Annotated in this window: 13 protein-coding genes and 5 tRNA genes; 10 read left to right on the forward strand and 8 right to left on the reverse strand. The window is 42.9% G+C overall.

The annotated features are described in order from the left end of the window. Nucleotides 1-214 precede the first annotated feature (214 nt). The 3 genes from OCV52_RS16245 to OCV52_RS16255 form a co-directional block, all read right to left on the reverse strand. Nucleotides 215-505, reverse strand: a complete 291-nt coding sequence (locus OCV52_RS16245) for a putative quinol monooxygenase (protein WP_004740132.1) — start codon at nucleotides 503-505, stop codon at nucleotides 215-217. A gap of 190 nt (nucleotides 506-695) precedes the next feature. Further along, the gene (locus OCV52_RS16250; protein ID WP_137407446.1) at nucleotides 696-2,066 is read right to left on the reverse strand and encodes an endonuclease/exonuclease/phosphatase family protein; all 1,371 of its coding nucleotides are present in this window, start codon (nucleotides 2,064-2,066) and stop codon (nucleotides 696-698) included. Between the two features lie 282 nt (nucleotides 2,067-2,348). Beyond that, entirely contained in the window at nucleotides 2,349-3,491 is a 1,143-nt protein-coding gene (locus OCV52_RS16255) for an acyl-CoA desaturase (protein ID WP_137407445.1), read from the reverse strand. Nucleotides 3,492-3,657: 166 nt separating this feature from the next. Here OCV52_RS16255 and OCV52_RS16260 point away from each other — a divergent pair, with 166 nt between their 5' ends. Next, nucleotides 3,658-4,203, forward strand: coding sequence for a GNAT family N-acetyltransferase (locus OCV52_RS16260; RefSeq protein ID WP_061030872.1), 546 nt, complete (start codon nucleotides 3,658-3,660; stop codon nucleotides 4,201-4,203). Nucleotides 4,204-4,335: 132 nt separating this feature from the next. Here the strand turns inward: OCV52_RS16260 and OCV52_RS16265 are convergent, their stop codons facing one another. Continuing rightward, the gene (locus OCV52_RS16265; RefSeq protein ID WP_170222441.1) at nucleotides 4,336-5,361 is read right to left on the reverse strand and encodes a GGDEF domain-containing protein; all 1,026 of its coding nucleotides are present in this window, start codon (nucleotides 5,359-5,361) and stop codon (nucleotides 4,336-4,338) included. A 254-nt stretch (nucleotides 5,362-5,615) separates the two neighbouring features. After that, nucleotides 5,616-6,551: a ribosome biogenesis GTPase YlqF gene (gene ylqF / locus OCV52_RS16270; RefSeq protein ID WP_137407443.1), complete on the reverse strand. Its 936-nt coding sequence runs from the start codon at nucleotides 6,549-6,551 to the stop codon at nucleotides 5,616-5,618. Nucleotides 6,552-7,204: 653 nt separating this feature from the next. On the opposite strand from ylqF, the gene OCV52_RS16275 reads away from it, so the two are divergent. Continuing rightward, the gene (locus OCV52_RS16275; RefSeq protein WP_240700674.1) at nucleotides 7,205-9,199 is read left to right on the forward strand and encodes a hypothetical protein; all 1,995 of its coding nucleotides are present in this window, start codon (nucleotides 7,205-7,207) and stop codon (nucleotides 9,197-9,199) included. A 79-nt stretch (nucleotides 9,200-9,278) separates the two neighbouring features. Here OCV52_RS16275 and ltaE read toward each other — a convergent pair whose 3' ends face one another. Next, entirely contained in the window at nucleotides 9,279-10,289 is a 1,011-nt protein-coding gene (gene ltaE, locus OCV52_RS16280; RefSeq protein WP_137407442.1) for a low-specificity L-threonine aldolase, read from the reverse strand. Nucleotides 10,290-10,306: 17 nt separating this feature from the next. Then, nucleotides 10,307-10,822, reverse strand: coding sequence for an NUDIX hydrolase (locus OCV52_RS16285; RefSeq protein WP_137407441.1), 516 nt, complete (start codon nucleotides 10,820-10,822; stop codon nucleotides 10,307-10,309). A 287-nt stretch (nucleotides 10,823-11,109) separates the two neighbouring features. Here OCV52_RS16285 and OCV52_RS16290 point away from each other — a divergent pair, with 287 nt between their 5' ends. The 7 genes from OCV52_RS16290 to OCV52_RS16320 all read left to right on the forward strand — a co-directional run bounded on the left by OCV52_RS16290 (nucleotide 11,110) and on the right by OCV52_RS16320 (nucleotide 17,150). Continuing rightward, entirely contained in the window at nucleotides 11,110-12,765 is a 1,656-nt protein-coding gene (locus OCV52_RS16290; protein WP_137407440.1) for an ATPase RavA domain-containing protein, read from the forward strand. An 11-nt stretch (nucleotides 12,766-12,776) separates the two neighbouring features. Next, nucleotides 12,777-14,222, forward strand: coding sequence for an ATPase RavA stimulator ViaA (gene viaA, locus OCV52_RS16295; RefSeq protein WP_004740142.1), 1,446 nt, complete (start codon nucleotides 12,777-12,779; stop codon nucleotides 14,220-14,222). 197 nt (nucleotides 14,223-14,419) lie between these two features. Beyond that, nucleotides 14,420-14,493, forward strand: a tRNA-Cys gene (locus OCV52_RS16300). A gap of 46 nt (nucleotides 14,494-14,539) precedes the next feature. Beyond that, nucleotides 14,540-14,615, forward strand: a tRNA-Gly gene (locus OCV52_RS16305). 80 nt (nucleotides 14,616-14,695) lie between these two features. After that, nucleotides 14,696-14,782: transfer RNA gene (locus OCV52_RS16310), tRNA-Leu, on the forward strand. Between the two features lie 64 nt (nucleotides 14,783-14,846). Then, nucleotides 14,847-14,920: transfer RNA gene (locus OCV52_RS16315), tRNA-Cys, on the forward strand. A gap of 340 nt (nucleotides 14,921-15,260) precedes the next feature. Further along, nucleotides 15,261-17,150, forward strand: coding sequence for a methyl-accepting chemotaxis protein (locus OCV52_RS16320; RefSeq protein ID WP_449369305.1), 1,890 nt, complete (start codon nucleotides 15,261-15,263; stop codon nucleotides 17,148-17,150). A gap of 90 nt (nucleotides 17,151-17,240) precedes the next feature. On the opposite strand, the gene OCV52_RS16325 is transcribed toward OCV52_RS16320, so the two are convergent. Then, a complete protein-coding gene (locus OCV52_RS16325; protein ID WP_137407439.1) occupies nucleotides 17,241-18,029 on the reverse strand; it encodes a lipase family protein in 789 nt (262 codons plus the stop codon). Nucleotides 18,030-18,378: 349 nt separating this feature from the next. Between OCV52_RS16325 and OCV52_RS16330 the strand changes: the two genes are divergently transcribed. Further along, nucleotides 18,379-18,465: transfer RNA gene (locus OCV52_RS16330), tRNA-Leu, on the forward strand. Nucleotides 18,466-18,495 lie beyond the last annotated feature (30 nt).

Consider the following 18,495-nt stretch of genomic DNA (forward strand, 5'->3'; position numbering starts at 1 on the left):
CAGTATTTAAATGAATGTGATTGATCTTTCGTGAGGTTGCTTGATATCGGTTTAGGAATATTTGTCTGTAGTGAGGTTTGTTTTTGAAGACGACAGGTGAAAACAGTACAGAGAGGAAGGTGCTGAATCCACTCGGAAAAGCGAAACTCAACAGAAAGAACGAAGCCCTGCTTTAGTAGCAGGGCTTGTTGATGAATCAGTAGTAAACCGCGTATCAGGCTATATGTGTCATTCGATTGATAACAAATGACTCGATACATCCCTCAGTCGCCGTAACGTAGTCTGCGATATGCTGACTTTCTAGATGCTTTTCAAGCAGAGCCTCTGACTCCCAATTCTCATGAAACACAAAGTGCGCCGGGTTGCTGTTGTCTTGATGGAGGTCGTAGTTGATACAGCCTTCTTCAGCGCGGGTTTTATCGATCAGTTTGATCATCTCTGATTTTACAAACTCAATCTTCTCTTCTTTACAGACGATTGTCGCAATAATAGTTAGCGTAGTCATTGTGAATTCCTAGGGCAATAAATCTGTTGGTCCGGATAATATAAGTACTTATGAATCAGAGACAAAGGATCGAGGCATGCAATGACTATGGTTATTGGTGTCCATAATTCTTTTGGCGATGACTAGACTATTGGTGAGTTACGCCGATAAAAATGCCCGACAATAAGCCGGGCATCTTAAAGTAAAAGAATTAGTTACTGAAATCAGCCTTTACCCAGATCATTCGGTGATCAGAGGATACGTCCTTGCCGTTACCATAGTCACCAATTCGTGAGTCATTGAATAGCTTACGCCCTTCTTCATAAGAAGCTGACCAGTAAACACCAGAGTCAACGATGTTAAGTGTTGCTGAAGGCAGTGCGTAATCGACCGCAAGACCAAATGTCGAAGTGATACGGTTTGGCTGTGGGTGAGGCAATGAATTATCGACCGCATGTTCAGCTGCACCATAACTAGTAGGGTATAGACTGCCGTTGGTGACTTTTTGATTAACTAATGAGTCGTTGTGTAAGCTTTGCATAACAGAGCTTATGCCATCGCCATCTGCTGGATCTAGGTTTTGGTCACCCATCATAACAAAGTGTTTGCCTTGCTCTAATCCACCAGTTTTTCCAGAATCATCATAGATGTACGATTTGTTTTGGATGTATTGGTGCCAGAAATCGACTTCTGCTGCGTTTTGCTCGATGTTCTTACCCACATCAAAAGCCGGAGGAGTAGGGTGAGACATCAGTAAGTGAATGGTTTCAGTCCCGTTTTTAGTTGGAATTAGGATTGGCGCATCAACGTGGTTTTTTGATGATAAACGAACTTTTTCCCACTCTTCAGCTGAATACCATTCATCGCCGCAAACCATACCTGTTGGAAATTCACTCGGGTCATCACATGCAGTGATGGTAGGGATCGTTGAGCCTTCTAAGTCCTTCCATTTGAATTTTTGGAATGTGCGAGTGTTTGCCGTGTCGATTTCATATTTAGACATTAAAGCAAAAGCGTATTGGCCGTGATATAAGCCAAAGCCCCACGCATCTCCTGGCAATGTGCCCGGGTTGCCGTCGTTGTCTAAGTCAAAGCCAAATTCATTCAATAAGCCCGTGTTGGTAGCGTAACTTTCAAAGTAAGGGTATGAAATTGGCTCTAGGTTCGCATCACTGCCCGCACCGTCAAGGCTTTGTGCAACCGAAAGGTAGTTTTTTTGGAAGCCTTCTAGTGCTGACTTGTCCGTTCCAGTACCGTCATGGTTAAATTCGGCCATCATCAGAACATCAGGTCGATTCTTTTGAATCACGGCTGCTACGTTGCGGATTTGAATCACTTTTGCTGCCGTCTCTTTGTCAGCAGCACTAATTGTATTGTTCAGATAGTCAGATACAAGTACTGCTTGAGCGCTTGGTTCAATCTGCATTTCCGTTACAAGATCTTGGAACGTGGCACGATCAAAAGACAGGTTATAAGTAGCGATCTTTACTTCTTCAGGTTGAACGTAATCGGTATCGCTGCTGCAACCAATCAAAAGCGCAGAAGAGATGGCAAACGCGATAGATGTTTTTAACAATTTCATAAAATGGATCCGCTAGTTGCTTGAAAGGTTTTTTTGGACGCGCATGGTATGAGACGAGGGTTAAGTTGTAAGTGATAATGATCACGCTAAGCGGCGCGATAATACATGGTATTGCATCAAAAATGTGACAAATGGAACCAGTGTTTATGATTTTAAGAAAAGCTTTAAATTCAGATATTTAATTAGACCTGTAAATTAAAAAAGCCCTCATGCTTTGCATGAGGGCCTTCGAATAAGAACCAAACAGTATTGTTACAGGTGTGTTAAGCGCGCTCCTTTAATTTAAGCGTACTGCTCCACCGTCATCGCCCAATTTTTCTTTTGCTGTTCGAAGTTCATTTTGATCTGCTGGTAACGGACTTTAAGAAGTGAGTGTTCGTACTTTTTAACGACATCGTCACGCTTGCTTTCTAGCAGTTGCTTTTTAACGGCGTAGTACTCGTTCATATTGGAGACGAGAGAGTCAAACTCTGCCTGCAGTTTTTCTGCAATCTGAATGTTATCTGCACGATGCATGATCTTCTGCTGCGTGCGTTTTAATAGCATTGCCGCTTCGGCTTTTTCAATGCGTGCTTGTGGTGTTTTCTTAAGTTTACTCGCCAGCCCCATCAACGAAGCACTTTTAATCAGCCATTTCGTTGGATCATATTGCCACCAGTAAATGCCGTTACGGTAGTCGTTCTCAAAGATATGGTGGAAGTTGTGGTAGCCTTCGCCAAAAGTAAGTAAGGCAAGTACACCATTATCGCGTGCTGTGTTCTTGTCGGTAAAAGGTTGGCTGCCCCAGATGTGCGCAAGAGAGTTAATGAAGAATGTGGTGTGGTGGTTAAGTACCAAACGAACCGCACCTACGATTAACAGCATGCCAATCACATCGCCATAAATCAGGCCCAATGCGATAGGCACGCCAAAGTTCATGATGAGCGCAAGGAGAATGTAGTGTTTGTGCTGCCACATTACGATCTTGTCTTTCTTCAAGTCGCGACAGTTCTCGTGATCTTTATAGATAGACGTGTTGTAGTTGCGAATCATCCAGCCTATATGTGAGTACCAAAAGCCACGTTTTGCAGAGTAGGGGTCTTTGTCGTTGTTATCGACATGCTTGTGATGAATACGGTGGTCAGAAGACCAATGAAGAGCACTGTTTTGTAAGGCAAAGGCACCGCCCAAAGCAAACAGGAATCTGAGGCTCGAATGCGCTTCAAAGGCTTTGTGTGACCATAAGCGGTGGTAGCCAGTCGTGATTGAAAGGTTACAGAAGCTAAAACAGATCGCTAGCCATACCCAATGTTCCATTCCATAGCCAAAAAAGTAGCCGTAAACGGGAGCCGCAACAACAGCAAGCAGCATACTAAACGAGAATACAAAGATATTGAGCCAGATTAACGGTGGCTTTTTTGTTGATGGTTTGTCGGCACTATTCATTAGCAATTTTCCATTGAGCTTACATCTGTGCGCTAGAATATCAGCGTACACGTGTAAGTCAATATTGAAAGTGTAAACGTGTATTAGTATGTTTTACTTAAATATTGTATAAAGGTAGTGTGAAATGTAGTAGCAAGTCATAAATGGAAGTACTAAGGGCTAATAAATGGAAATTAAGGTAGCTGAATATAAAGATTATGAGCGGATTGCCCAATTACACGCGGATAGCTGGAAGCTATATTACCGTGGCATTCTTGCTGATGATTACCTAGAACATGAGGTTTTGGAGGACAGGTCTGTTATTTGGCAGACACGTTTGATTAATCCTCCTTTTAATCAACATGTTCTATTACTTGAGGAAGGCGGTTTACTGGTTGGTTTTGTCTGCGCATTTGGCAATCATAACTTTGAACGCGGGACGTTCATCGATGCATTGCATGTAGACAGTAACTACCGAGGCCGTGGCTTAGGCAAGCGTTTGTTGTCTGAACTGTCTCAACGATTACAACAATACTATTCTGATTCAGGGCTTTACCTAGAGGTGATGTCTGAAAATCATCAAGCTATTGCATTTTATGAAGCGATTGGTGGAAAACAAGAATTGGAGCAGGTGTGGAACGCGCCATGCGGAAGTCAAGTTAACGAGAAAGTAATCTCTTGGGCTTCTCCCGTTGACCTCGAGCAGAGAACCAAAAGCGCTGCGTTTTCGTAATTGTCACGCTCTGATGCGTTTTTGTTCATCATGACGTAATTTTGTGACTGAGAATACAATTAATGCCCCAAGCATGCAGATGTTTGGGGCTTTTTCGTTTCGCTTGCAATAGAAAAGGGCGTCGGTAAAAAGTTAATTAGACCAAGATGTACGGTTTCGGCCGTTTTTCTTTGAAATATAGAGTGCTTGATCGGCGTCATCGATGAGTTGCTCTACCGAGCCTAGTGCTTGAGGTGAATGTTTAACGCCAATTGAAATTGTGACTTCTAAACGAAGGCGAGAGGGACACTCTAGCAGCGAATCTACGAGTGATTGAATTGAATCTTCAGTCCCGTTTTGTACCAAAATCAGAAACTCTTCTCCTCCATATCGAAAACAGTTACTGCCCAGTGGTAGTTTTTTCTGAATTTCGATGGCCAATTCTTTAATGACCAGATCGCCCATCTGGTGCCCGTAGGTATCATTAATGGTTTTGAAATGGTCAATGTCGATCATAATCGATGTGATGGATAAGTCGCGATCAATGCTCGGTTCGATGACTTGATGTAAGTAGAGTCGATTATAGCAGCCGGTGAGCGCGTCTTTATAGGAAAGCGCTTCAAACATATTCGACTGTTTACGTAATTGTATCGCTTGTTTTCGAAGTTGCTCCGATTGTGCAAAGCGTTTGTGAACTTCTAAATCACGTCTAATACAGGCCGCTGAAATCAAAATATAAGCGGACACATAAATAGAAATGGTTTCGACTTCATGAGTAGGTTCTGCAGCATACAGCAAAGGAGATAATCCGATTAGGTAGGCGGCAAAAATAAATGAAAGTGTTGTGATGCTGTATTTGGCCGATAATCTAGAAAACGTACCTATGTAGATCATCACGAGGACGATACCACCTTGGTAATCGAAATTTCCTAGGTCAATCGCGAGCCGCCCAACGTAGACTAGAAACAGCGAGCTAATGACAAGAAAGGTACTTTCAACGAACTCTAAAACGTTAGGCTTGTGCTTGATGCAATACCGAGCAACAACCATCATCATCAAGAACAGTACGATGCGAAAGGCTATTGGTGTAATGCACTCTGTACCGAAGTGAACATAGTCCGAGACAATAAAAGCACAGAATATTGAGATCGGGATGTAGATGAAATTTATGTACGGCAGATAAATTTCATTGTCGAAATAGGTTTTAAATCGTTGATTTTTGAACCCGATGTAAGAGCGCATTGAGAAACTAGCCGAAATTGATACACAATAATTTGCGTAGTATGTCACAGTCTTGATGATTGTAAACGAGCATTTCTATAGATTTGTCAGTATGTTAGCTAGATCAACAAAGGAGGGGCACGATATTCACGTCCTACATGAAATAGAACGTGAATATGTTTAGAGGGATATATGAGAGTGATTAATCGCTATTAACGCTTGTTCTTCAAGTAACGCTTACGACGTTCTTCTTTTTTCTTAGCTTGTTGCTCGGCTTTTAGTGCTGCGGCTTCTTCAACTTCGATCAGCTCTTTTGTGATCATTTCTGGTAGCTCTAGAGTTACCTTACCTAAAGTGCCGTTACGCAGCTCGTGAAGTAAGATTTCAGAACACTTATGAAGGTCGATATGACCACCAGCACGAAGAGCTCCACGCTTACGACCGATCGCTTCCATCAACTCGATGTCAGAATCTGGCAGCTCTTCAATTTGGTAACGCTCTTGCAGTAGGTGAGGGTACTGCTTCGCAAGATACTCCACGGTGTAGAATGCTACTTCATCGTATTCCATAGCTGTGTCTTTTACTGCACCTGTAGCCGCTAGACGGAAACCACTGTGTGGGTTTTCTACTTTAGGCCAAAGGATTCCAGGGGTATCTGAAAGGATCACGCCGTTTTGTAGGTTAATACGCTGTTGACGACGAGTTACCGCGGGTTGGTTACCTGTCACTGCGATTGTACGTCCTGCTAGGCAGTTGATGATGGTTGATTTACCCACATTTGGGATACCCATGATCATAGTACGAATGTTCTTACCAATCTCTTCACGGTGTGGCGCAAGCTTACGAACCAGTTCCATGATGTGATTTACTTCTTCTTTAACGCTGGTGGTAATTGCAATAGCCTTTACACCTTGCTCTTTTTCGAAATGCTCAATCCAACGTTCAGTTAACTCAGGATCGGCAAGGTCACGCTTGTTCAGTACTTTTACACAAGGCTTATCGCCGCGCAGTGAGGAGATCATTGGGTTTTCACTACTGAACGGAATACGCGCATCCAGTACTTCGATGATCACATCAACTTGTGGGATAACTTCTTCGATTTCTTTGCGGGCTTTATGCATGTGACCCGGAAACCATTGAATAGACATAGAGATAAACCTTGATAAATATAGTTGCTGCACATTGTAAGGGTTCGATAGGGCGTGTAAAGCCATATCTATAAAGGGACGATAAAGATCGGTCTTTAATGGTCCTCTAACATGATTTTAGCTGAAGTTTAGGGAGTATAGAGAAGGACTAAGGTGGGTAGTTGAGAGCATTTTAACCAATGACTTGTTAGCTATAGCTTTTTTGCGTCGGGATTGATGACTTAACAGTATTGGTATTGGCAAACAGAATAAGCGTGGCGACCTGTTAAATTTTGCTTGGACTGATAGCAGTTCTAAGGCTCAGATAATTATTAGAGCACATGTGTTCATTTTAATAGCACGTGATGTATCAAGCACAACAGTTGTTAGAAGGTGGGGAAGTGCCGAATCCGAAGGTCTTATCCTAAAGACACTACCCCAATTTTATTACTCAATGAACCTTTCGTTAACCTTCTGCTTACAGCTTGAGGTTGCTTTACTTTCAATCATTTATCTTAATATGTAAATACATAAATATATTTTTACTATTAATAGGGTGATTGCCGTTCCTTTTATAAGTTTTTGATGGTTTTATCACTAAATTTAAGTGATATTTTTATTGGCATTTTTATTATTAGCGGCGAAACATAAAATCTCAGCGAGAATAAAAATACATGAAAATATCTAAGGCTTTGCCGTTCGTATTAATGAGCGCGCTTTTGTCGAATACTTCTTTTGCACAAGACGTTAATCACTCGTCGGTTGTTCAAACGGTGTTTTATGACCAAGTGGATCCTCAATACCATGACTCCCTATACCTATTTCAGTTGGTTCTTTCGAAGAATTGCTTAACTTACCGTTCGGAAGAGAGTCCTTGTAAGGATTATCTGAAAGAAAAATACGATTCGGTTTCTTCGGATTGGTATCAAGAGCAAGAGCCAATTAAGAAACAATATCTTAATGTCAAGCTCGAGATGATTAGTAATACTAATATCGTTCTTGCCGATGTTCATCATGGAGATCAGGGTTATGTTAGCCCTATTATCGCAGACACGCAGTCCATTATGGACGCTCGTATTAACCCTGAACTACAAACAATCATTCGCCGAGAGCTGGATGAAAACAGCAGTAAAACAGGGCTAGATTTTGTCGGTGCAAAACAACAATTGTTCGTTCAGTATGATAATGAAGCAAAGCGCTTTCATGATGCTGAAATTGAGCAAATAGATTTCTCGTCACCAAAGCCAACAAAAGCAGAGAAAATCCATTATCAAGAGCTACTGTTTATACAAAAATATCTTTCAGAAAAGTTATCGATGACTACTGCTGAAAGGGAGTTAGACAAGCTTTTAAAGGATGTAATTCGAGACATAGTTAGGTGTGCGGAGTGTACCACTACCCCGATAGTTAAAACTTGGAACAACTCGTACGTAGCCTACAAAGAGGTAAGTCTTTCGGAGGTGATGTTGTTTGGGCTTGAGACGGTTCCTACGGGTAACTCAGAGGTTCTATATCCAACTGAGTATTTTTCACCGGGTGAACAGGGTGTTTCAGTTATTGAATTTCTTTCCAACCTCCGCTCTTTTATTATGCAGAATGAATCTAATTTGTTTGTTTCAAAAGACCAAGTAAATAATGATTTAAAACCAGCGGGTATCGATCCAATCTCTTGGGAAGTGATGAAGAAGAGCGTGTCGGATGTTAATTTGAACTCTGAAATTTGGAAAAAGGCGATGGTTCCTAACATTCGTCGTTTGTTTAACTCATTAGTCAAAATTACTACAGGGCCTACAGGGGCGACTTTTGTAAACTCTGCCTCTCAGGCAATGAATAAGGCTGTTACAACGAACTTTAAGCTGGCCAATATTGGGAAAACATTCAATTTAGCGAGTGCTGTGAATGCGGTTGTAAAACACATACCTAAAGTGGTCGAGGGGGAGTCAGAGCGTCATTTATGTAATAGTGACGAGATTGAAGGTAGTGGTTTTACCAATGGCATTACGCTTGAAGAGCTGTGTGTGTATGTTCCTAATTTCCGTAGTCAATCCTTCCCTATTACAGTAGGTTCGTTACTTGATCAAAGTGAAGGTTCTGCGATTGTTGAAGACCCAAGTGGCGGGAATACTGCGATGACGACGCTTTATCAAATCCTTCCGTCTATTATTAACCCTTGGGAGTGGATTTTTAATGGCTTACAAGCGATAAGTGGTGTGGACTTAAGGGTGTATGGCCAAGACATCATGGGCTATCGTGTGACTCTAGTGCACGATAGTGGTGCTATCGTGTATAGAAATATTATGTTTGCAAAGCAAGAATTAGTCCTCTCAAAAGACCAGCTATTTGATGCCGATGTTAGTCATTACACAATGAAAGTGTACAGCAACTTGAATAATAACGAAGTTGCGAGCTTCGCTCTAAGTCAAAGTATGTTTGACCGCGGTTATGGTGGCGTAGTCAAAGGCAATAAATTCTATTTTGTTGAAGAGATTTTTGATAACCAAAAGCAAGAATATGTCAATAATGGTCGCGCAATTAAAGTATGTGGTTTACCGCCGCAAAACAGAAATGATGACGAGTTCCTTTATGAGTGTTTAGAGGATAGATTTTACCCTCGTATTATTCCTGATTACTATATGGACAACATGCGTGTAGTACCTAAACCGGAATAAGTATTAACTGACTGATGGTAAAAAAATGCCACACGATATTGCGTGGCATTTTACGATTCGTTAAGGGTTGATTATGGTATTAGACTGTCAGCGCTTTTTGTAATTCATTTAAGAGTCGAGAAATGTCTTCAGAACTAATGTCACGGTGAGTAACAAAGCGCACAGGGTTACCTGGTGACACAGTAATGCCTTTTTCACCTAACTCCCGTGCGATGCGGTTGATATCAACAGTCTCGTCTAACTTAGCGAACACGATGTTCGTTTGAATGAAATCAGGGTTAACCGAGAAGCCCTCAAGCTTACTTAGGCCAATCGCTAGGTTTTTCGCGTTCTCGTGGTCAGCTTTAAGTTGAGTAACGTTCTCAGTCAGCGCCATTTTACCTGCAGCAGCAAGGATGCCTGCTTGACGCATGCCGCCACCGACCATTTTACGTAGTCGACGCGCTTTAGCTATGTACTCTTTACTACCCAGTAGCAGAGAGCCAATCGGCGCACCTAAGCCTTTTGATAAACAAATCGTCATCGAATCGAAGTGTTGTGCGATCTCTTTAATGTGAACGTCTAACGCGACTGCCGCATTGTATACGCGTGCGCCGTCTAAGTGCATTTGCAAACCGTGTTGGTTTACGAACTCGCGAGCTTCCGCTAGGTAAGACATTGGCAGTACTTTGCCATTAATCGTGTTTTCTAGACTCAAAAGCTTAGTGCGGGCGAAGTGGCTGTCATCAGGCTTAATAGCAGCAGCAAGCTTTTTGAAATCAAGAGTGCCATCTGGGTTGTTTTCGATTGGTTGAGGTTGAATCGAACCCAGTACCGCAGCGCCGCCAGCTTCGTATTTGTAGTTGTGCGCTTGTTGGCCACAAAGGTATTCATCACCACGTTCACAGTGTGCCATTAGGCCGAGTAGGTTGGCTTGCGTGCCTGAAGAGGTGAACATAGCGGCTTCAAAGCCTGTTTCGTTGGCTGCCCACTGCTCAAGTTCATTTACTGTTGGGTCGTCACCATATACATCATCACCGACTTCTGCGTTTGCCATTACATCGCGCATTGCTTGTGAGGGTTTAGTTACGGTATCAGAACGAAAGTCCATGTTTCTCTCCTAGAGTATTATAGGTAGCCGCAGAGTTGGGCTTTACTTAAACAAGCGATAGTTTTTGTATCGGTGATTTGATCGTGTCGTATTTTGTCGTGCAGTTCTTCTAAGCTCAGCTCGATCACTTCTATGACTTCATCTTCGTCACATTCAAAACGGGTAGTGAGGCTAAGGTCTTTTGCGACGAATAGGTGCTGTATCTCATCACAGAAGCCAGCGAGTGGGGTAACTTGCCCCAGACTTTGGAATGACTCTGCGCTATAACCGGTTTCTTCTTCTAGTTCACGTTGAGCACACTCAAGTGGTGTTTCATTGACTTCCATCGTGCCTGCGGGCAGTTCTAAAAGCCACTTTTTGAGTGAAGGGCGAAACTGGTTGATCAGAATGACTTTTCCAGAAGACGTAATAGGAAGAATAACGGCGGCACCTGGGTGGTTAATTGTTGTATGTTTTACCACGACGTTTGTTGGGAGCGTCACGTTCTCTTCTATGAGAGATATACTTTTCCATTGATGGATAACTTTATTCATGCAGTCTGGCCACATTCCTTGCCAATTTTTCGTATTCGAAAGACGTGCTCCACCATAACGCCTATGGTGTCGAAAATAAAAGAAAATTTAGGCATAGTTTTGAATTAAATTTCACTCCATTCGTGACTCTACTCTCAAATTTGCAATCTATGATTACACCGAAATTACGGACGTAACCATCTGATATAAATGCAACTCAATAATAAAATACACTTGTAACAAAGTGCTAACAAATGTATAAAAACAAATCTACACTCTTTATTGTCCAAAGATTTTCGGAGTAATGCATGACCCCTTCTATTTCTTCACATGCTGACAAGGCGCTACTCTCTGAAAGAATTAACAAATTAGCGCATGCTCTGTCTGATGGTGTCTATGAAAGAGAAGATACCATTAAGCTCTGTTTACTGGCTGCTTTGGCTGGTGAAAGTGTTTTCCTACTGGGCCCTCCAGGCATTGCAAAAAGTCTTATCGCTAAACGGCTAATCCAAGCTTTCGATAACAGCAGTTATTTTGAATATTTGATGACACGCTTTTCTACGCCTGAAGAGGTGTTTGGTCCTTTAAGTATCCAAGAATTAAAAGACAATGGTCGCTACGTAAGGCTGACTGAAGGTTATTTACCAACGGCTCAAGTGGTTTTCCTTGATGAAATCTGGAAAGCTGGCCCTGCGATCCTTAATACACTCCTTACCGTTGTGAACGAAAAAACGTTCAAGAATGGTAGCGATATTGAACGCGTACCAATGCGCTTATTGGTGTCAGCATCTAATGAACTTCCAGATGAAGACAGCGGCCTAGAAGCTCTTTATGACCGCATGCTTGTGCGCGTGTTTGTAAACCGAATCCAGAACAAACAAAACTTCAAATCGATGCTAACTGCGGGTACTTCTCAAGAAGCTGAGATCCCGAAGGGTTTGGCGATTACTGATATTGAATATCACCAGTGGCAAAAAGAACTCGATAAGCTTGAACTGACGGACAACGCGTTCAACAAGCTGTATCAGTTGAAAACCATGCTAGAAGAGACGGTTAAGCAGCAGGGTTCAACTTCTGAGTCTGATTTGTATGTTTCAGATAGACGTTGGAAGAAAGCTGTGAAACTGCTGAAGGCGAGTGCGTTCTTCAGTGGTCGTGACAGCGTCAACCCGCTCGATATTCTTTTACTGCAAGATTGCTTGTGGCACAGCCCTGAATCACGAGATGTGGTTCGTAGTGTAGTTAAAGACTTTGCGTTGAACCGAGCTTTCGATCAACAAGAGTCTAAAGCTCAAATTGAAATGTCACGTGAAGAGCTTGAAGATATCCAAGACGAAGTTGAAGCAACACTTTCTGTTTCGCTCTCTATGGAAACAACCAGCGGCCTTCTACGTAAAGACGTTTACCACAACGATATTAAAAATGCGAAGACGTACAGCGTCGGCAGTGCTTACAACTTAGTGAAGTTAGTTCTGCTGCAAAGCAACATGTCAGTGTCAGAATCAGAGAAAGGTGATAGCCGCTGGGTTTACGTAGCGAAAGATGACTTCGACCGTGTGCTTAAAGAAGGGCACGGAGATATTTACGGTTACGTAAACGAAAATAAGAATCTGTGTCGATTGAAGTTGGATCTTGATGCATCGAACCAACTAGTGATTAAAGACATCGCGAATCGCTCGGTATTAGTGAGTGTGGTGACAACTGATGGTTTGGACCAAGAGCTTTACAGTAAATGGTTGAGTGGTGCTGAACGAGCACTTGAGCAATTAAACGAAGCTGAATTCAAGCTGAAACGCGTGCGCACCGATTTCCACGATGCGCTTCCTCATAACTATATTGACCCAGAGCTACCAAAAGCGATGGAGTCAAGTTTGCAAGCGGTAACACAAGAGCTTGAGACTGCGAAAGTGAAGAGCAGCAAGATTGCTCAGCGTCTTAAATTTATGAGTCAGTACTTTGAGTAGAGGGGGCAAGTATGTTAGGAGCAGACGGTTTAAACCTTGCTTTAATGGTTGCTGACTCAGGCATCATTGATACGGCGATGAATGATCTCATCGCCCGTTCTCAAGTGATGATGGCTGCCGAGAATAAAGGGGTTAAAACGTCGGTTAAAAACCACTTAGTGAAATGGCGCGGCAAAGTAAAAAAACGTGTCACTAAGGTGTGTGAGACCGACCGATTCCAAGAAGAAATCGCACTTTACCAAGAAGTAATTCACTGGGATGAGCCCCAGTTTTTTGATGAGATTGATAGTGTCATCAAAAAATTGGAGTGGCACTCAGCGTTTTACCTACAAGCTAGACGCCTGATGGAAAACAACAAGGGTGTTTACAATGCGATGTTCCCGCACTACTTCTGTGATCAGTGGTATCAGTCGTTGTCAGATGCCATCAAGCAAGCTCAAGTAACAGAGTTGGAAACCAGCAAAGAGAAAGTTTTAGCGGATCTCTACCAACGCATGGAAACCATGAAAAACATGGATAAAGTGACGGAATCTGGTGATGAGGGAAGCGTAGGACGTTTGTGGGATATGGCTTCTGCTAAGTTGAGTAAAACAGACTTAACGGTAATGAAGCGTCACGCAGAGTTTTTAAATAAACACAAAGGTCTGCAAGAGATAGCAGAGAAGCTAGGCCGCATGGCGGGCATGGAAGACGATCCCTCGTTACATAAGGCTCCTGTAGAAGAACTACAGATGGTAGAAGAGAAAAGCGATGAAGCCGTTGATGATATCGTCGGGATTCATGAAAGCGATGATCTCAACAAGATGCTGCCAAACGAGACTATGTTCTTGGCGTACCCAGAGCTCGAAGTTATCTTCTACAAGCACTTGGCGGATAAACGCTTACTGAGCTATCGCTCCAAAGGTAAGTCTCGTACGTTGCGTAAAGTTAAGGCACAAAAGCCAGATAGTAAACACGTTGATATCGAGAAGGGGCCGTTTATTGTTTGTGTCGACGCCTCTGGCTCTATGAGCGGCTTTCCTGAGCAATCCGCTAAAGCAATGGCCTATGCGCTAATGCAAATCGCTTTGGCGGAAGAAAGGGACTGTTACGTGATCCTTTTCTCTTCAGAACAGATTACTTACGAGCTAACAAGGCAAGATGGCTTACGTGAAGCGAGCGACTTCTTGAGTTACTCATTCCACGGAGGCACAGATTTGGAACCTGTATTGATGAAGTCGATCGACTTAATGACAGGTGACAAATACAAGAATGCCGATTTAATCGTGCTGTCTGACTTTATTGCTCCTAAGCAGTCTGATGAGATGATCGCTCAGGTTGAAAAGCTGAAGGAACATAAAAACCGTTTCCACGCAGTGAGCCTTTCTAAGTACGGCAACCCTCAATTGATGAGCATGTTTGATCATTGTTGGGCATATCACCCGAGCTTGGTTGGCCGCTTTATGAAGAAGTGGTAGATCGCGAATCATTAATGTAAACCATTTTGCTGTGTGTTTTTTAGCTGAAAAGATCGAACAAGCAGCAATTTGATTTAAATGTCAGCAAACAGAATTTAAATTCACTTTTTTGTTTGACTATCTCTCCTTAATCCGTAAAGTAGGCACCCGAACACAGCGGAGTGGCTTACTTAGTCCCTAACGTGTTGAAATAAAAAGGCGCCTTGGCAGAGTGGCTATGCAGCGGATTGCAAATCCGTGGACCTCGGTTCGACTCCGGGAGGCGCCTCCATTCTTTCTCTTAGTTTGATAATTTAAGAGATAATAGGAATGAAAATGCGATACTAGCTCAGTTGGTAGAGCGCAACCTTGCCAAGGTTGAGGTCATCGGTTCGAACCCGATGTATCGCTCCAAATTTTATAATGTTGATTCATATTGACATTAAGATGGTGTTTTACTTTTCAGTAATCGGCATCGCAATAAAGAATTGCGTGCCCTGGTGGTGGAATTGGTAGACACAAGGGATTTAAAATCCCTCGACGTTCGCGTTGTGCCGGTTCAAGTCCGGCCCGGGGCACCATCTATTTGGTTGTAACCTTTTGGGGTAGCAATCAAAAGAGTTGTTCTCTTAAAACACTATTGAAGGCGCCTTGGCAGAGTGGCTATGCAGCGGATTGCAAATCCGTGGACCTCGGTTCGACTCCGGGAGGCGCCTCCATTATTCAGAAAAACCAGTCCTAGTGGCTGGTTTTTTCGTATCTGGCGTCTTATTTTTTATCTGCTTATCTGCTTATCTGCTTATCTGCTTATCTGCTTATCTGCTTATCTGCTCTGTTTGAGCACTCTGCTTTTACTTTTCCTTTGTTTTCTACAACTCGCTTTTGTTTGCGGCTAAATAATCTTTATCGTTGATAAACCAGTAAATAAATCAAAGTCACAATTAAACATAATGCTCAATTTGTTTCATGGTTTTTTGGGATAACCCTAATAAAAACATGAGTATGGGTGATAGGATTTCTCTTTATATTTCTTTAATTGTTCTATAAGAGGTTCTTAATATGCAATTTAGTCTAAAGAGGAAAATGGTTTTCTCTGTAGTTTTGGCGATTGCTTTTACATCCGCAATTCTTCTTTTTATGGGTTATAAGACGTTTCAAAGTAACAGCTGGCAGGCTATAGAGAGTGAAAGTCGTAACACGCTGAACGCCCATGCAAAAGGGATCAGTGATTGGTTTTACGACAAGAAACAAGCCGTACATGGTCTTCAACAACAAGTTCAACTTAACCCTTCATTAGATATTGTCCCGCACTTACGTCAAACCCTTGTATCTGGTGGCTTTGGATTGAGTTATTACGGCAATAAAGACGGGGAGATGTTCCGTCATGATCCTTCTCTCAATAAAGCAGGGTACGACCCAAGAGTTCGTGGTTGGTATAAAGAGACGTTAGCGCAAAACAAAGCCGTCACAACCAAGCCGTATGTAAGCGTTACGATGCAGGCGCTCGTGGTTACACTGACCGATCCGGTCACCGAGAACGGATCCATTATTGGTGTCGTTGCTTCGAACCTCGCCTTGGACAAGCTGATTAAAGACGTATTAGCTATCCAGGTTCCAGGAAATGGTCGAGCGACCCTTATAGACAAACAAGGCACGGTTGTCGCTCACCAAAACGAAGACTTTATTCTTAAGCAGGTGAATGACATCGCTCCAGAGCTGAGTGTTGCTGGTTTAAACAGTGCAGCGCAGAATCTAACGACGATCTTTACCCAAGTTGATGGTCACGAACGAGTGATCATGGCGGAGCCAATCAGTGGTACAGATTGGTTACTTGTGATTGAGATGGATAAAGATGTCTTGGAACAACCTCTGTTCGACATGTTGGTCAGTCAGATCACTACAGGCTTGATTGTTTTGATTGTGATGGCTGCAGCGACGTCTTGGTTTGTTGCTCGCCAGCTGGTGGAGCTAGGACGAGTGAGCGAAGCTCTCGCAGATATCGCAGAGGGTGAAGGTGACTTAACGCAACGCCTTCAAGTATCCAGCAAAGATGAAGTTGGTCAGTTGGCCGATAAGTTCAATGTGTTTGTCGATCGACTGCATGGAATGATGACCAACGTTACTCAAGTATCCACAGCAATGAACAATGGTGCTGAGCATGCTAATGAGAGTGCCCTTAAGCGCAGTGATAGCGTAAGCCGACAGCAAGATGAAATTACGATGGTAGCTACTGCGGTAACTGAAATGGCGACTGCGACGGCTGAGATCGCTTCTAACGCAGACAATACAGCGAAAAGTGCTAGTCATTCGGTTGAATTAAGCGAACAAGGCTTTCAGCAGATGGCCAAAAGCCAATCATCAATCAATGAGCTTGCTACTGAACTGACGAGTGCTGTATCTATTATCAGCGAGCTAGAAGAGCATGGGCAACAAATTGCGTCTATCTTAGCGACGATACGTGAGATCGCTGAACAAACTAACCTACTGGCACTAAATGCTGCGATTGAAGCGGCGAGGGCTGGTGAACAAGGTCGTGGCTTTGCCGTTGTAGCGGATGAGGTTCGAGTATTGTCTCAGCGTACTCACGCATCAACTGAAGAAATTGAAGACAAGATCAAGCGTTTGCAGCAGGCAACGAATAGTGCGGTTAAAGTGATGACTCAAAGTCACGATATGGCAGAGACAAGTGTGCATGATGTTGATATGGCGGGAGAGAGCTTGGCTCAAATCCGAGAAGCGATTCAAGTGATCAGTGATATGGCGACTCAAATTGCTTCTGCTGCGGAAGAGCAGTCACTGGTTACTGCTGAAATTAATGCTAATACTGAATCTGTTCGTGAATTGAGTGACGTTATGGCACTTGATGCAACGGATGCGGTTTCTCAGGCGGATCAGCTCAGCAATTTAGCAAGTGATTTGAAACAAGAGTTGTCTCGATTCAAGCTTTAACAATCAAAGCGCAATACAGATAGATTAGTAAATACCAGAGCACAGACTGCTAGCAGTTTGTGCTCTTTCTTTGTGGTGCTAAGGCGAGTTTCAATGCTGATCAAAGAAGTCTTTATTACGTATGTATTTACTCATCAAGTGGTAAGAGAAAGGCCTAATCAACCAGCTAAAAATAGAACGTCCAAGGCGAATAAACGTTGGGGTGTTCTCATAGATTCTGCCGTTGTAGAGCCAAAGTACCTTTCCGACATGCCAATAAAGTAAAGGTACGGGCGGCATGAAGGTCACAATGTCGATGTCACAACAGATACGATAGGTTTTTTTGCGAAGGCGATAGCGCTTCTTAAAGCTCCAATCACCAATCGCTGGTTGTCCAAAGGTCACGATTCGCTTAATGCAGCCTGGGTATTTCTTGTCAAAATAATCCGCAAAGACACAACCAATGGCGCCGCCGGAGGAGTGCCCAGTAATCGCAATCCTTTTCCCTTGCTCCAATAACGGTACAAGAACCATTTCTAATCGCTCAACCACGCTTAAACCTAACTTGTCTTCGTTGCGGCTTGGCTGGCTCTCTTGAAACATCAGGTGATAAAATCCCGCGTGAACACGATAGTTGAGTCCAATCCTTTTGCAGCTTCTTGTCCAAAGAGCAAAGTTAAGCAGCCAGTCTGATACACTGTGTGACCCTTTAATAACCACAACCACTTCATCTTTGTCACTACTCCAAAGCACCCGAATCATCGTTTTACCAAACTGGTTCTTTATGACGCGCTGTCCATTAGGATCGAAACCATAGCGAGTTTGCTTAAAAACTCTAGGGTAGGCGAGGTTACAAAGAACGGCATAGCGCTCGTACTGGTATCGTTTTAGTGGTTTCACGGATTTAAACTTTAATAAGAGTTACTTAAAACTCTAGTCGTTGAATGTGAAAAGCACATGAAAACGCGAATTGAACGCTGTAATAAGACTAAAAGAGCAGGAGATAGCTGTAGCTCGAACTGCTCATTCAGAGTTGAACACACTATTGAACTTTATAGGTAAGTATAAGAACCATACAAGCTGGGCTAAATTTATTCTTTGGAGAGCGATAATTAATCACTTGAATTAAAAGATAAAATTTATTGTTGACGAATTTTTTCCATCCGTTAAAGTACACCTCGTTCTCACGGCTTAGGTCGCTGAGAGATGGTGTTTTACTTTTCAGTAATCAGCATCGCAAGATTGCGTTGCCCTGGTGGTGGAATTGGTAGACACAAGGGATTTAAAATCCCTCGGCGTTCGCGCTGTGCCGGTTCAAGTCCGGCCCGGGGCACCATCTATCTTGCTTCTACTTTTGAGTAGAGTG

Origin of the sequence: Vibrio chagasii (assembly GCF_024347355.1) — a bacterium.
GTDB lineage: Bacteria > Pseudomonadota > Gammaproteobacteria > Enterobacterales > Vibrionaceae > Vibrio > Vibrio chagasii.

What these genes read in the sequence shown, in the direction of transcription:
- OCV52_RS16285 (WP_137407441.1), bottom strand. Translation starts at nt 10,822, where the DNA reads ATGAATAAAGTTATCCATCAATGGAAAAGTATATCTCTCATAGAAGAG.
- ltaE (WP_137407442.1), bottom strand. Translation starts at nt 10,289, where the DNA reads ATGGACTTTCGTTCTGATACCGTAACTAAACCCTCACAAGCAATGCGC.
- ylqF (WP_137407443.1), bottom strand. Translation starts at nt 6,551, where the DNA reads ATGTCTATTCAATGGTTTCCGGGTCACATGCATAAAGCCCGCAAAGAA.
- OCV52_RS16245 (WP_004740132.1), bottom strand. Translation starts at nt 505, where the DNA reads ATGACTACGCTAACTATTATTGCGACAATCGTCTGTAAAGAAGAGAAG.
- viaA (WP_004740142.1), top strand. Translation starts at nt 12,777, where the DNA reads ATGTTAGGAGCAGACGGTTTAAACCTTGCTTTAATGGTTGCTGACTCA.
- OCV52_RS16290 (WP_137407440.1), top strand. Translation starts at nt 11,110, where the DNA reads ATGACCCCTTCTATTTCTTCACATGCTGACAAGGCGCTACTCTCTGAA.
- OCV52_RS16320 (WP_449369305.1), top strand. Translation starts at nt 15,261, where the DNA reads ATGCAATTTAGTCTAAAGAGGAAAATGGTTTTCTCTGTAGTTTTGGCG.
- OCV52_RS16275 (WP_240700674.1), top strand. Translation starts at nt 7,205, where the DNA reads ATGAAAATATCTAAGGCTTTGCCGTTCGTATTAATGAGCGCGCTTTTG.
- OCV52_RS16260 (WP_061030872.1), top strand. Translation starts at nt 3,658, where the DNA reads ATGGAAATTAAGGTAGCTGAATATAAAGATTATGAGCGGATTGCCCAA.
- OCV52_RS16255 (WP_137407445.1), bottom strand. Translation starts at nt 3,491, where the DNA reads ATGAATAGTGCCGACAAACCATCAACAAAAAAGCCACCGTTAATCTGG.
- OCV52_RS16250 (WP_137407446.1), bottom strand. Translation starts at nt 2,066, where the DNA reads ATGAAATTGTTAAAAACATCTATCGCGTTTGCCATCTCTTCTGCGCTT.